This is a genomic window from Bifidobacterium colobi (assembly GCF_018555455.1).
GTDB classification, from domain to species: Bacteria; Actinomycetota; Actinomycetes; order Actinomycetales; family Bifidobacteriaceae; genus Bifidobacterium; species Bifidobacterium colobi.
This window is the reverse complement of record NZ_JAFEJU010000002.1, coordinates 332,409-347,440: the sequence shown is the minus strand read 5'-3', so window position 1 is coordinate 347,440 and position 15,032 is coordinate 332,409. Positions and strand designations below refer to the sequence as shown.

The following is a 15,032-nucleotide window of genomic DNA, read 5'->3' as shown; positions in this document are numbered from 1 at the left end:
CCGCGGACCAAAAATCAACCCCTTGTAACGTAGTTACCCAACTATTTGATGTCATCGGGCAGCATGTAACGGCATTTGACGAATATACGGAGATGTTGGGGGTATTGCCGAGTCGCTCAACGCTTCGGCGACCGCTGGCACTAGCATTGCGTTTCCGTAGAAGATTCTTGGAAGGGAGCAACGCGAATATGAGCGACGTGCAGGGCAAAGGGTTCGATTCAGCAAACCTTGACGCCGCGCACTCCCCGGCAACACCGACCCCCACAGCGGTCACGGCAACACCGGCCACCCCGGCAACCGCAGCCACCTCGGCAACTGCAACTGCATCCGCATCTCCCACGCCGGCTTCACAAACCGTTGCGAGCACAACAAACATCAGCCCCGCCCCGCTCCTGCATGCCATTGCATCCCCGGCAGACGTCAAATCCCTGCCCGCCGGCCAGCTCAAGGAGCTCTGCCGCGAAATCCGCACCACGCTGCTCGACTACGGCCATACGCATGGCGGCCATATCGGCTCCAATCTCGGCATGGTGGAGGCCACGGTGGCCTTGCATCGCGTATTCGATTCCCCGCACGACCGCATCATCTTCGACGTTTCCCACCAAAGCTATGTGCATAAGATGCTGACCGGCCGCGCGCTCGCCTACCTCGAACCGCAGCATTTCGGCGATGTGACCGGCTTCACCAACCCCGATGAAAGCGCACATGATCAATTCGTTCTGGGTCACACCGGCACGTCGATCTCTTTGGCTTGCGGCATTGCGAAAACCCGCAACGCTGAAATCGCCGCCACCGGCACCAGCGGCATCGGCAATGTGGTGGCCGTAATCGGCGACGGTTCCCTAAGCTCCGGCGTGGCATTCGAGGGGCTTAACAACGCGGCCGAGCAGGGCGGCAATCTCATTATCATTTTCAATGACAATGAGATGTCTATCGCCGGCGATTTCGGCGGCATGTATGGTCCACTCGCCCGCCTGCGCGCATCCGGCGGCACTGCGCAGCCGAACCTGTTCAACGCGTTTGGCTTGGATTATCGCTACGTCGAAGCCGGCAATGATGTGGACGCACTGACCGCCGCATTTGAAGAGGTGCGAGACATCGACCATCCGGTGGTGGTGCATATTCATACGCTGAAGGGTGCTGGATACGACGGCGAGCCGAACTCCCCCGCCACCCCACCGACCACAACGAGCACGATCCAAACCACGACGACCACAACAACCACAGCGCACACAACCCAAACGATTGCCGGCGACGCTTCCGAAGGCATTCCGGCCACCGCTAATGTGCAGCACAGCGAGCCGTGGCATTCCGATCACTGCAACCTGTCCGACCATGAGCCGCATGAGGGCCAGTGCGAGGCCTCGCATTGGCAGAACCCGGATGCGTCGCTCGGCAAGCCTGAGGATCCACGCAAGTATTACGGAAAAATGGCTATGGCCGCGCTTGAACCGCGCTTTGCCTCGGAACCCGGTTTGGTGGTGATTTCCCCGGCGACTCCTGGTTCCAACGGCATTACGCATGAGTTCCGCGAACGCGCGGGCGCACACTATGTGGACACTGGTATCACCGAATCGCATGCGGTGGCGTTCGCCGCTGGCATCGCCCGCGCCGGTGGCACTCCGGTGGTGGCTACGACCGCGTCGTTCTTCCAGCGCGCGTACGATCAGTTCTTCCAGGAGATGAGTCTCAACCGTTCGCGTGTCACGGTGCTTGATTTTCTGGGTGGGCTTTCCGGCTCGGATAATACGCATTCCGGCGCTTATGATCTGGCGATGTTCGCCAATATTCCTCAGGTGACGATGCTGGTGCCCACCTCCGGCCGTGATTTTTTGAATGATTTGGCTTGGGCTACACTGCCGGCAGACGCCAAGGATGCCCCCACTGGCTCGGTGGTGATTCGTGTGCCAGGCGAAGGGGTGCTGGCTGCTGAACGCGACCGCAGTCTGTTGCCGATTACCGGCGACCGCACCACTGAGGTTTCTGAACTGACGCTTGGCGGCATGTTGGGTTGGCGCATCAAACAGTCCGGCTCCCAGGCGGCACTGATTGGTTTGGGCAATACGTATCCGTTGGCGGAACGCGCGGCGGCAGCCCTGCAATCCGAACATGGCATTACCGCTACGGTGATTGACCCAAAGCAATGCACGTCGTTGGATACTGCGGTGCTGGAATCGTTGCGCGCTAATCATGAGTTGATCATCACGCTTGAGGATGGTCAGCTTGAAGGCGGCTGGGGCGAAAAGGTGACCGCGTATTATGCGAATCACTGGCAACAGGCCGAGACGGACGAAACAGCCGGTAACAATACCGCTGGCAGGTCTCGCAACCCGCGTGTGCTGAACTTCGGCGCAACTAAGGAATTCACCGACCGCGTACCGCTGGCCGAGCTGAACGAGCGCTATGGCTTGACTGTAAACAGCATTGTAGAGGCCATCATTCGCTGTTTTTGATGGCATCCAGGGCGGGGATTTTCACGGCTTTGTTGGCCGGCCCGAAACCGAACAGGAGCCCGATCAGCGTGGCGAATAGCACGGCGAATAGGTACAGCCACCATGGAATCACCGAGTAGCGCGTCACATCATCGCCGCCGACGATCGCCTGCCAAACCATAGTCCATATGGAATTCGCGGAATCCGAACCACTACCCGAGCCGCCTGCACTGTACGCCATACCGCCGCCGATATACGTCATGCCAGCCAAATTGATACCCAGCGAAATCAGCGCGCTCACCATACAGCCGATCAGCCCACCGAGGAATCCGATTGCGCCGGCTTCGGCTAGGAACATCACGCGAATATCGCGCACATAGCAGCCGAGCGCTTTCATAATGCCGATTTCGCGCGTGCGTTCGGTTACGGACATCACCATGGTATTGGCGATGCCGATGGCCGCCACCAGCAGCGACACCGCGCCGATGCCACCCAGAATCAGCTGAATCGCCCGCGATTGTTCTTCCAAGGATTTGCGCATGTCCTCATAAGACGAGGTCTCGTAGCCGAGTGCTTTGATCTGTGATTCGACTTCCGGCACCGACGCCATATCCTGGGCTTTGACCAGCACCTGATCGTAATTGGCAGTGCGCTGCTTGGCTGCCGACGGATCGACTTTGGCGATAAGTGCTTTGAGCGACTGCAGATCCATGACAATGCCGTCAGATGTGGCGAAACCTTTGTTGTAGTCCGCAACGATCACGCCGGTGACGCGATAATCCGCCGTAGTGTTCTGCGTTTCGCCCAGTCCACCGCCCGAAGAGGAAGCGCCGCCCGAACCACCCGAACCATACAACCGCTGCGTATACGGGTCGCCGTTATAGTTCGCGCCGGTGGTCAGGGTCAGCTGCGCGCCGATGGGCTGCACATAGGGGTCTTCGTCCTTATATGGTTCGCATCGCGCGGTGTCGTCATTCCACATGCAGCCTTCGCCGCGCGAGCTGCTGCGCATCGCGCCGTTGCTGAGCGTGTCCATGAAGTCGTAGGCCAGCCATTCGCCGCCGAGCACTTCGCCTTCGCGGACCGGCATGGCACCGTCTTTGAGTTTGAACCCCATCTGTTCGAATTGCGCCATGTCGATGCCCATGATTTGCACGTAGTCGTACAGGTATCGGCCTGCGGAACCTGCGCGAACGCTGGCATTGTAGTTGAAATTCATCACCGGGGTTGCACCGGAAACGCCGGGGATCGCGCGGAAGGACTTCACGGATTCGTCGTTGAGCTTCACGTCCGAGGATGCTGAGGATGATGATGCGCCACTGCCCATGGCCATCATGCCACCATTTCCGCCATTGGTGTATACGGTCACGATGGAGAGGTCGCCCATGGAGGTGAGCATTTTCTCGTTCTGCTCGTCGATGCCTTGCCCGAGCGAGATCATGAGCACGATTGAGCAGCAGCCCACGATTACGCCGAGCACGGTCAGTATGGTGCGTGATTTGCGCCGCCAGAGGTTCTGCCGGCACAGTCTAAGAATGTCGCCGAATCGCATGGTCGGCTCCTCTACTGGTCAGCCTTGGACGGTGCTGTGCCAGGCTGTGCGTTGCCAAGCTGTGCTGTACCAGACTGTGCAGTACCAGACTGTGCAGTGCCAAGCTGCGCCGCGGAAGCCGAAGTTCCATCCGAGACGAATGGCTGCAGCACCGCAGTCGGAGCTGTGTCAGCTGTGTCACGGGAAGAAGAAGTCAGTGCAGCGGATGCCGGCACAGCTGCAGCAGTAGTTGCCGGCGACTGTGCAGCAGCATCGGCAGCTGACTGCGTACCGGCACCATCCGCAGCAGCAGCGTCGCCTTTAGCGGATCCTTCTGCCCAGTCATCCCACTCGTCGTCGATTGCGCTCTTCATCTTCTTCTTGCGACGGCGGCGCACCAGCACAACGATCACCACAATCAGCACCATCAAGACCACGGCACCGACTATCCACGCCCACACAGGCACCGCCGGACCGGCCGGCTCCACAGCCATACCATCCACAGCCGTGTCATCCATCACCGGCGCGTCCTCCACCGTAAGTTTGACGGGGAATTCCTTGGTTTTGCTTTGCCCGTCGGAATCCTCATAGGTCACTTTCATGGTGGCGTTGAGCTCACCGGCGGCCGCGGGCGTGAACGCGTAGCCAATCGAGCCGGTGGCCCCGGAGGCTACATTGCCCACGTATTGGTTTTTCATCGTGGCGTCGAAACCGTCACCCTCCATGGTGGCTTCCACGTTGGCGATGTCGCCTTTGCCTTTGTTCACGTATTCCATGGTGATGGTGGTTTCCTGCCCGCTGACCGCCTGATCGGGCAGCACTGGATTGCTCACTTCGAAGCGGTCGGGCTGGCTGATCGGCACGGAAATCTTCACGTCGGATTGCGTGGAGGAGCGTGCGCCGGAGTCGAGATACTCGTATTTGAAACTCAAGCCGATGGGTTGCGCTCCGCTTTTCGCGGAGGAGAGCGCCTGCATCGGCACGGTTTGCGTGAGCGAGTACCCCGCCCACAGCGCGTCCACGTAGAACGTGTTCGTACCGCCCGCGATGGCGAAGCTTTCGCCGCTATCCACGGTGACCACCATGTTCGTCACCGCCACCTGGCCTTTGTTTTGGAAGGTGAACGCCAAATCGAACTTGGAGCCGGCGGCCACGGAGTCACCGCCGTAGGTGAAGTTGGTCACGATGATGTTCGGCACCGGTCCGGCGATGGGTGCCGCTGCGCTGCCGCCTGTGCCGGATGGGTCGTCGCCCTCGACGGCGAGCGCGGATGCCGGAGTGAATGCCAGCGCGAGTACTGCGAACACCGTAGCGGCGAGGAAAGCGAGCGTGGTCAGTATGGCGACTACTGCGGCGCTCATGCGACGGGTCGCGGAAGTCGTCGAGGATGCCGCAACAGCTTGGACTGCGGAAGAGCCTGCAGAAGAGCCTGCGTAGATGCCGGATTTGTTGGTGTGCATGTTCATCGCGAAGCTCCTTGGTTGGTTGAGAGATCTGGCTGCGGACGAGTTACGGATGGTTGCGATGGAGCTGAGAGAGATAATGCTGGCTGGTTCGTGCGGTCGCTGACGATGCGACCGTCCAATAGGGTGACGATGCGGTCGGCATAGGCGGCCATCTGCGGATCGTGGGTGACGAGCACGATGGTTTGGTTGAAGTCGCGTGCGAATGTGCAGATCATCGTCATGACTTCCGACTTGGTTTTGGAGTCGAGATTGCCGGTGGGTTCGTCGGCGAACACGACTTCGGGTTTGGTGACGAACGCGCGGGCGATGCCGACGCGCTGCTGTTGGCCGCCGGACATCTGCCGCGGGTAATGGCTGAGGCGATGGCCAAGGCCGACGCGCTTCAACACTGCTCGCGCGGTGCGTTCGCGTTGTTCTTTGGGAATGCCGCGGAACATCAACGGCATGGCCACGTTTTCGAGGGCGGTGAGATTCGGCAGTAGGTTGTATGACTGGAAGACGAAGCCGATATGTTTCTGGCGGAAGGCCGCGAGTTCGCGCTCGCTGAGTGTGCTGACTCGGACTCCCCCGATTGCGACGCCGCCTTTGGTGGGTTTTTCCATGCCGGCGAGCTGGTTGAGCAAGGTGGATTTGCCTGAGCCTGATTCGCCAAAGATACAGCAGATCTGGCCCTGCGGAATGGCGAGGTTCACGCGTTCCAGTGCTACCACGGTTTCGTCTTCCACCGGGTATTCCTTGCGCAGGTTGCGCACTTCGATGATGGGGCGCGTCTTGGGCTGTGCCATAGCGTGCACATCGTGTGCCATAGGCACCTTCTTCTCTCGTTCGTCGCCTTTGGCGAGCGGGGTTCATTCAGTACTTCGAGTGTTTCTCTTTCGGCTGTGATGAGGCAAGTCTATAGCGTGGCAACCGGCCGCGCATCCCTTAAGGGTGTTCCCGGATGGAGGCCTTACGAAAAAGACTGTTTTCCGCCAACGCGTTGTGAGGGAAAACAGTCTTCAGGCGTGCCCCCGACCCGACTCGAACGGGCAACCGACGGATTAGAAGGCCGTGGCTCTATCCATTGAGCTACAGGGGCATCAGCGGTCAAACATACTATCCAGTCGAGACGCTGTGTGCAAGTAACCTCCGAACGGCAACTCATCTATTAAGCTCCGTTGATTCTGCACTATCCCGCAATTCACCGTATTGCGTTCTATAGCTTGTACGAGGGCTTGTACGAGACCATGGTCATGGTGTCATTACTGGACACGTTCACTCAACCATGACCAATATTCCAAATAATGAAAAGCCGCTAGCCCCCCCGAGACGTATATAGCTTAAGTATTTTCGGATAATCCGGGCAAGAGCGTAAACAGCCTGATGACGGACGCGGTCACATCCGCCGAGAACGCGGCCACGAATACCTATCCCACACTCGTGGTCATCGCATTGGACCGTTATCAGCCGAAGCCTCCAATCCCGGAGCCGCCGACGAAGACGATCGAGAAGCATACGAGCGCCGACGCCATGGGCAACACGACCGTCATCGCCACCGGCACCGGATTCGCCGACACCTGCTTCCAAAAACATGGCTTTCTCGCTTACAAGGGGTTGATTCGAGCTTTCAGGAACATCTATCTGCTCTACAAGGGGTTCCTCAACCCGCAAATCACGGGTATAACAGCCATCACGATACCGTCATTCCGCCGTTTTGGAGCATGAGCTACTCGGCAGGCAACCCCTTGTAACGCAGATAGACCCTCCCGCGAGCCAACAATCAACCCCTTGTAAGCGAGATACACCCTCCCACTAAACTGGGCTATAGGCCAAATTGTGTGTCTGGTGGTCTAGTCGTTTGACTGCCATTGGACTCGTGTGTGGAAGTCGTTCCAGTCGATGCCGGTGCCGTATCTCATGGGGATGCCGAACGTCTCGTATTGGCCTTGCGGGCTTTGCTCCCATGCCTGCTTGTAAAGTTCCTCGAGCCGTTCGTCCATGATCGCGTTCGCGGCCAGCCACGCGTTCGTTTCGGGGCGTTCGGTGTGCTGGTGGCACCACCAGCAGATCGCCTTCAGCTGCCTGATCAGGCGCAGCCCGCGGTGGCGGCGCAGCATGTCGCGCAGGCGCGCGTTCCATGACTCGATGAGGTTGTTCGTCGATGGCACCGGGCCGCCGGTCTCGAACCCCTTGTCGAGGAACGTGAACAGCTGGCCCTCGCGGATACGACGGCGGATCATGCGGCCCTACATCATCGACTGGGTGCCGATGGTTCCACTGGTACCGAATAATAGACGATAAGCTTCACAATCAAACGATATGCGGCCATGTCCGAGAGGGCATGACCGTTTTGCATGTGCGGCGCAGCGTACGCAGCGTGCAGCATGTGGTGCATAGCGTGAGGTACGCGGATACGAAAAACGCGGACCCGAGGTTGGTGGGTCCGCGTTACAAAGCAGGAATATCACATTGCGGAATCGATAAGCAGTTCCTTTCAGTGGAATATCACGGTGTCCTTCAGGGTTATGAATGGAATGGTTGCTCTTTGCCACCCATAACCCGAAGAACCATAACCCGAAGAAGAGGAATCAGGCCTTGTTCGTGGCATCGATGATGTTGTTGTGGCCCCAGCATTGCTCGTATTTCAAGCCGGTGGCCTTTTCAACAACCTTGCGGGATTCGTCGGAGACATCCTCCATCGAGCCGCCGTTCTTGAGGCGGGCGACCTCTTCCTGAATCTGCTTCTGAATGGCGGGGGTAACCGGCATCATCTTGGTCAGCACGACGAGCAGCAGGGACAGGATGATCGGGACGGCGCAGTACATGAAGATCAGTGCGTTGATGGTGCCGGCGGACTGGGTATCGGTGCCGGACTGGAAGCCGACGGCCTGCAGCACCACGCCGACCAGCATGGTCAGGATGGCCGCGACGATGGAGTTGACGGTTGTACGGATGCCGGCGTACTGGCCCTCGCGGCGCTTGCCGGTGACCATCTCGTCGACATCGGGCAGCACGGTGATGAGGTATTGCTCAGCGGTAGCGAAGCCGGAGTTGGCGAAGTTCAGGGCGATGGTCATCACGGTGAAGGCGGCGGCCATCTGCACGGCGGACAGCTTGCCGGTCAGCAGGGTCAAGGCGAACATGCCGATGAACACGAGGATGTTCGCACCGGAGCTGAAGCGGAAGGTGGTCAGGCCGCCCTTATGGATGGTCAGCCAGGTCCACACGACGACGCATACGATGGCGATCGGGGTGGCGATGCCCTGCGACAGCGAGACGGCGGTTGGATCGAGCAGCAGCACGAAAATGATGAAGTAGGAGTTGATTGTGCCGCGAAGACCACGAATGACACCCTGGGTGATGAAGATCCACAGGTAACTGCGGAAGGTACGGATCTTCATCACGGAGATGAGGTTCCAGAACACGGAGACCAGACGCTTGAGCGGGGAGACGGAGCCGGAGGCGTTATCGGAGGACTTGAGATCGGTGGTCTCGTCGTACGGGCGTTCCTTGATGGTCAGCGCTGCGATAATCAGGAAGACGAGTGCCGCGACGGCGTAGATCATTGCGATCTTGAAGTAGGGCTCCCAAGACTTGCTGCCCCACACCTTGAACAGGTAGGCGTTGAGCATGGACAGGAGGAAGCCACCGATGCCGCCGGCGATCTGCGTGATGGCCACCAGCTGGCCGCGCTCCTTGGTGTTGTCGGTCATTTCGGCCGGCAGGGCGCTGTTGATGGTGGAGACGCCGGGCCATACGGCGAGGAACAGGAAGTTGGTTACGAGGTAGACCCAGGCCGGCATGTTCGGGATCCACAGCAGGATGTACGTGATGACGACCAGCGGGGTGAGGAACAGCAGCATGGTGCGACGGCGGCCGAAGCGGCGGCCGATCTTTGTGCTGTACAGACGGTCGGAGACGTAGCCCCACACCGGCGAGACGAAGGCGCTGGCGTACTTGCTGACAGCCAGGATGACGGTGGTGATCGCGATGCCGATGCCAAGGAACGTGGTGTAGTAGAACATCTGCCACGTGTTGATCATGGTGGCGATCATGTACGAGAAGCCGATGAGGCCATATCCCACTTTGGTGTACAGCGGCAGCTTACCGGCTGTCGCGCCGGAAGATGCGGGCGCTGGAGCATGGTTTGACATGATGCTTGCTCTTTTCTTTCTTTCCTGTGATCGTCCGAACGGTCGAGTCGGGCCTCCGTCTTCGGTGACTGGATACGACCATGTCGCAAACCGTAACTGCGTTGTTCGCTTTCAATGTTGTAACGGTGCAACAAATAGAAATTCGAACGTTGTTTGAATTGGTGCGATTACAAATATACCAAGTTTTTGCAACGATGCAATTCTAACTGTTCGGCGTGTTGAAATTGGAGGTTAGAACAGATATTTGTGGTGAACGCAAAAACGGGGCCCGCATGGTTCATATGCGGGCCCCGGCAAACAGAGAGAGTGGGGAGAATCAGGCTTGGTTTATGTCGTTACCTCCATTCTCGGCGGCGTGCAGGGCCACCGTGTAGACGCGCGTGGTCACACGATCCTCGGAGACGACGATGATCTGCGTATCGGCGGAACCCGATGCCGGCGGCACAACGGTTACTGCGGCGTTGTCGTCTGCGGATACGGCTTCGATCGTCGCATCTGGCGCGGCAGCCACATCGTAATGCTGCGTGGCAGGGTCGAATCCAACAGAGCGGCCATTTACGGTGATGTCGGCAAGCGTCGCCTCGGATTCGGCCTGCGCGATACGCGCGTCGCCTCGCACCTCGGTGATGGCCACGACAGCACCCTCGTCCGGATGGAAGGTGATGCGGATGCGCGAGGTGCGAACCATCTCGAACGAGTAGGTCGTCTCGTCGCCATGGGAGACCAAATCGGTACCCGGTTTGTCGCCTACGGTCGCATAGGCCCAAGCGGCGTCATTGCGCTGCTCGACCGGATGATGAGCCACGGCAAGATCGCGCACCGGATGCCAGGTGCCGGTGTCGTCTAGATACTCCACATCCACGTTTTCGGGCAAGGTCACTCCCTCGCCGTCAAGGCAGTAGTAGACGGTGAAGGAGTTGAGCATGAATGCCGTCTCCTCGCCGTATCCGAACCGGTACTCCAGCCAGGCGGAATCGGCCTTGTCACCATCCGTCGACCAGCGGTTTTTCAGGTTGTATCCCTTGCGGGCCGTGTAGGATACCGTGCCGTCCATCAGATCGGCAAGATCCTCCTGCGCCTTCGGATCGGGGTTGACATACGATGCGGAGACCTGCGGATACACGTCGTTGCGGAACGAGAACAGATCGCGGTTCTGCACGTATTTGTCGGTCACGCGCACGTGAGCGACCGCCTTGCGCGAAATGCCCTGCACGGTGCCTTCGACCGTGAACTCGCCCTCCTGCGCATATTGCGCCGGATCGATCTGATCCCAGACCACCGGCAGTTCCTCCTTCAGGCCATCGCTCCAGTACACGGCCACCGTCTCATCGGTCTCCTCCAGATTTGGAGAGGTGTGGGTGATGGTCGCCGTCGAAACCGTGGCCACCGCGGCAACTGCCACCACGGTGACGTGAGCGGTGGCGGTCAGCCCCGCGCGAGACACCGTACCGGTCACATCGAAGTGGCCCGGGGTGTTCAACGCGCCTTGTGGCAACGGACTCCATGCCACAGGCATCACAGCATCGAATCCATGATCGAAGCTCACGACCACCTGTTGCGGCAATTCCAGCGATTCGCCCGCCACGACACGGCGGGCGACCTCCCGCACGTCGGTCGGGTGCTTGGGCTGTGCGCCGGGAACGACGGTGAGCGTCAGCGGAGCGGAGACCGCCGTCGCGCCCGCGTAGGTGACGGAAGCGGTGAGCTCGGTCGTGCCGGACAGGGACGCCTTGATCGTGGAACCCTCCACGGCGGCCACGGATTCGTCCGCGCTGGCGACGTCGATCTGGGCATAATCGGAGTCGATGGCGCGGCCGTTGGAATCAAACGCCTTGACCGTCAATGCGGCAGTCGTGTCCTCGGCCAGCTTGGTCTCGGAGACCGCAAGCTCGACACGATCGACCGGGGCGTGAGAGACGTCCAATGCGATCGTGTACGTGCGGCCGCGCTTGCCGTCCTCGCTGGTGACATGCACGGTATAGGCACCGTCCGGCCAATTCGCCGGCGGCAGCACATACGCCGTATTGCGACCGGCATCGGCAGTGACGATTGGCTTGGGATCGTCGAAGCTGCGGGCGAGCGTGTACTCAGTGTGCTCCGGGTCGAAGCCGTCGATGGTCGCGCCGTCGATCCGCAGATCAACCAAAGCGGGTTCGTTGGCCGCATCCTCCTGCTCGGCCATAATTCTCACGGTCGCCTTGGCGACGAGATCGGAGCCAGTCACAGTGCCGTTCAGCGTACGGATGCCATCCTCGTTCGTGCCGCCGCCCTGCCACGCGACCGGCAGCGACATCATGGCGCCATCCTCGGCGATAGCGGTTACGGTATCGGGAAGCTTGGCCTGCTGCCCGTTCTTGACGGCCAGCTTCACGTCAACCAGATCGACCAGTCTGACCACGCTCACCTCGGCGCTCACCGGAGTGCCTTCGGCGTCTCCGGAAACCACATATCGGTTGGAAGTACGGTATGCGGCATCATCGGTTTCGCTCCACGCCACGGGCACGGAACGCTTGGATCCATCACCGAAGCGGACGACGACGGTTTCCGGCAATGCTGGACGGTTGCCGCACAGCGTGCGCACATGCACTGGTTCGACATCCACCACATCCGTAGCCTGCACCGTACCGGAAACAGCGAGCGTGCACGTACCCTTCTCCAATCCACGGCTGCGCGCGGTGACGCGGATGGGCTTGCCTGAGCCGTCGGATGCGACGATCGCCAGAACCAGGCCGCTGTAGGCGCGATGCGTAGCGGACTGCAACGGTTCGGTATTCGTCTGGCTGCCGTTATCGGTGCCGAGCAGACGGCCGTTCTCCACACTGAAGGTCACCTCGTTGTCTGCGCGTGGCACGACGATATCCGCATCGTCCACAATGGCGGCGGTAATGTACGCAAGATCCTTGCCGTCGCCATCGATGACGTGACGGTCGGCATCCAAACGGATGCCAGCGGGGGAACCGGGCGTGGATACGGTGTCGCGCGCTACCTCGTTGCCGTTCGCATCATAGGCGATGGCCAGCAACGTACCGGGCTCAAACGGCACCTCCCAATCGAGGCTGAGCTTGCGTCGGGTCGGGTTCTCCTTGGCGTAGCGGTACTGGAACGGCTTGTCTGCGTGTGCCGGATCAAGATGGAAGTCGGTGTTGAACGAATCGAACTCCTTGACGCCGAGCGAACGACCGTTAAGGAACAGTTCGGCCTTGACGGCATTCGTGTACGCCCATACGGATACTCCTTCACCCACGCTCCAGTTCCAATGCGGAAGCAGGTGAATCATCGGTGCATCCTGCGGATCAGTCCACAACGCCTTGTAGAGATACCACTGATCCTTGGGGAAGCCGGCCGTATCGACCATGCCGTAGTAGGAACGCAACGGGGCCAGCACGGTGCCGTCGGATTCGCTCATTTCCGGCTTATTCCAATAAGAGTTGGAGATATACGGTGCGGGCTCGCCGATGTAGTCGAAGCCGGTCCAACCGAACTCTCCCACATTGAACGGAATGTGGATGAGACGTTCGAAGGCCACGTCGATGTAGTTGCCGCGCTTACCGCGGATGTTGTACGCGCTCAGCTCGTATGTCGTGTCGTCCCACGGCTGGCGGCCGGGCTCGAACGGGTACTTGTTGGCGTCGATGGGCGGCAGAACAGCCGGGCATTCGCTTACTTCGGTGGGATAAACGTAGTAGCCGCGGTTGGAGCAGATGTTGGCGCTTTCCGAGTTGACGATGACGTCATTCGGGTTTTTCTCGTGTACTTCCAGCATCTTGCCCTTGCCGATGTACGAGTAACCGCGAGTATCCATGCGCTTGTGGATCTCATTGCCTATGCCGTCAATGCCCTTGGACAGATAGGAGGCGTCGTTGACGGAGTTCGGACGGGTCGGGTCGTACAGGTGGCACAAGCGGGTCAGGTCCTCAGCGATCGGCAGTTCGGATTCCTGCCAGGCAATCTCGTTACCCATACCCCACATGAACACACTTGGCTCGTTGCGATCACGCAGGATCATGGACTTGAGATCCTCCGGATAATCGTGCGCAAAGTAGTTGCTGTAGTCGTTGCGGTTCTTCGGGGCGGTCCACATGTCGGTGAGCTCCTCGAGCACAAGCAAGCCCAGACGGCTGCACTCCTCGATCTGGATCTTGCAGGCCGGGTTATGCGAGGTGCGGATCGCGTTGACGCCGCCCTCCTTCATGATCTCGAGCTGGCGGGTGACTGCGCGACGATACGTGGCGGCGCCAAGCGCGCCCTGGTCGTGGTGCATGCACATGCCGAGTGCTCGCATGTTCACACCGTTGAGGAACAGACCGTGTTTCGGGTCGAGCGTGATCCAGCGCAGACCGAAACGCGTCTCATATGTGTCAACAATGGCGCCATTGACGAGCAGCACGGTTTCGGCGAGATATTGGTACGGGTCCGAGGTGCTCCACAGATGCGGGTCGGCGACGTCGAGACGCTGCTCGACGATCGTTTCGCCCGTGTTGTCGGGACCGATCGAGATCTCCGACTCCGTTTCGGCCACGGCGGCGCCATCGGCGTTGCGAATCGTGGTGCGCACGGTGACGGCGCGGCGCTCGCCGGAATCGTTGACGATCGAGGTCTTGACATCGACGCGTGCCGGTCCGTTCGTCTTGACATCCTGCTCGAGGGTCGGCGTGGTGATCTGCGTGCCGAAACGTGCGACGTGCACCGGATCGGTGACGGTCAGTACGATGTCGCGGTACAGACCGGCTCCCGCGTACCAGCGGGAGCTTGGCTCCTCGTTGACGGCGCGCACGGTGATGATGTTTTCCTTGCCGATCTTGAGTTTGCCGGTCAGGTCAAGGGAGAAGGCGGTGTAGCCGTAGTGGTGTTCGCCGACTTTCTCTCCGTTGAGCCAGATCTCCGATCGATTCATCACGCCGTCGAAGTCGAGCGTGATGTGCTTGCCCGCGAAATCCTCCGGAACGAGGAAGGTCTTGCGGTACCAGCCTTCGCCGACTTTGAGGTAGCCTACGGTTGCGCGGGCGTTGCGCGAGAACCGGCCCTCGACGCCGAAGTCGTGGGGGACGGTGACTTGGCGCCAATCCGAGTCGTCGAAGGCCGGCTTCTCGGCGCCTGTGGGCGAGCCCCGGAAGAAGCGCCAATCAGCGTCGAAATCGATGATGCGCCTGCCGGGATGCTGTGATTCCTGCCTTTGCGGTTGCGTTTGCAGTTGCGATGATGCGATGGACATGAACACGCTCCTTGTGTTGTGGTGTTGTCCTGATATGTGGTGTGAATCGATGATCACGGTCGCCGTCCATGGCAGCCGATGGCAATGAGACTAACACAAGAATTGCAACGATGCAACACCAGTGTTTTGCGGAAAGTTTGCGTGTATTATAAAAAGCAATTGCAACGCTACATTACCGATTTGTGCCATAATCGGCATGATTGCCATTGCGACGCATGGTGCAAACCAGATGTATGGCAGGCGGGAATACGGCCAACG

The 15,032-nt window shown here is 59.6% G+C and carries 7 protein-coding genes, 1 tRNA gene and 1 pseudogene; 2 read left to right on the top strand and 7 right to left on the bottom strand.

All coding sequences use genetic code 11. The features are described from left to right. The first annotated feature begins 188 nt into the window (after positions 1-188). The gene (locus tag JS530_RS03650; protein ID WP_240541073.1) at positions 189-2,453 is read left to right on the top strand and encodes a 1-deoxy-D-xylulose-5-phosphate synthase; all 2,265 of its coding nucleotides are present in this window, start codon (positions 189-191) and stop codon (positions 2,451-2,453) included. Here the strand turns inward: JS530_RS03650 and JS530_RS03645 are convergent. The 4 genes from JS530_RS03645 to JS530_RS03630 form a co-directional block, all read right to left on the bottom strand. After that, positions 2,437-3,984 carry an ABC transporter permease gene (locus tag JS530_RS03645; RefSeq protein WP_214375849.1) on the bottom strand — a complete coding sequence of 516 codons (1,548 nt, stop codon included), beginning with the start codon at positions 3,982-3,984 and terminating at the stop codon, positions 2,437-2,439. The genes JS530_RS03650 and JS530_RS03645 overlap by 17 nt on opposite strands. Positions 3,985-3,995: 11 nt before the next feature. Then, on the bottom strand, positions 3,996-5,324 hold the full coding sequence (locus JS530_RS03640; RefSeq protein ID WP_240541094.1) for a COG1361 S-layer family protein: 1,329 nt from the start codon (positions 5,322-5,324) through the stop codon (positions 3,996-3,998). A 101-nt stretch (positions 5,325-5,425) separates the two neighbouring features. Beyond that, positions 5,426-6,235 (bottom strand): ABC transporter ATP-binding protein, encoded by an 810-nt coding sequence (locus tag JS530_RS03635; protein ID WP_240541072.1) that lies wholly within the window; start codon positions 6,233-6,235, stop codon positions 5,426-5,428. A 199-nt stretch (positions 6,236-6,434) separates the two neighbouring features. Further along, a tRNA-Arg gene (locus tag JS530_RS03630) sits at positions 6,435-6,507 on the bottom strand. A gap of 284 nt (positions 6,508-6,791) precedes the next feature. On the opposite strand from JS530_RS03630, the gene JS530_RS03625 reads away from it, so the two are divergent. Then, a complete protein-coding gene (locus tag JS530_RS03625; RefSeq protein WP_214375848.1) occupies positions 6,792-7,133 on the top strand; it encodes a hypothetical protein in 342 nt (113 codons plus the stop codon). Positions 7,134-7,258: 125 nt separating this feature from the next. Here JS530_RS03625 and JS530_RS03620 read toward each other — a convergent pair. The 3 genes and pseudogenes from JS530_RS03620 to JS530_RS03610 form a co-directional block, all read right to left on the bottom strand. After that, positions 7,259-7,651: pseudogene (locus JS530_RS03620) on the bottom strand (IS256 family transposase); the annotation flags it as partial. A gap of 345 nt (positions 7,652-7,996) precedes the next feature. Further along, entirely contained in the window at positions 7,997-9,562 is a 1,566-nt protein-coding gene (locus JS530_RS03615; protein ID WP_214375847.1) for an MFS transporter, read from the bottom strand. Positions 9,563-9,878: 316 nt separating this feature from the next. Beyond that, positions 9,879-14,774, bottom strand: a complete 4,896-nt coding sequence (locus JS530_RS03610; protein WP_214375846.1) for an Ig-like domain-containing protein — start codon at positions 14,772-14,774, stop codon at positions 9,879-9,881. Positions 14,775-15,032: the final 258 nt, after the last annotated feature.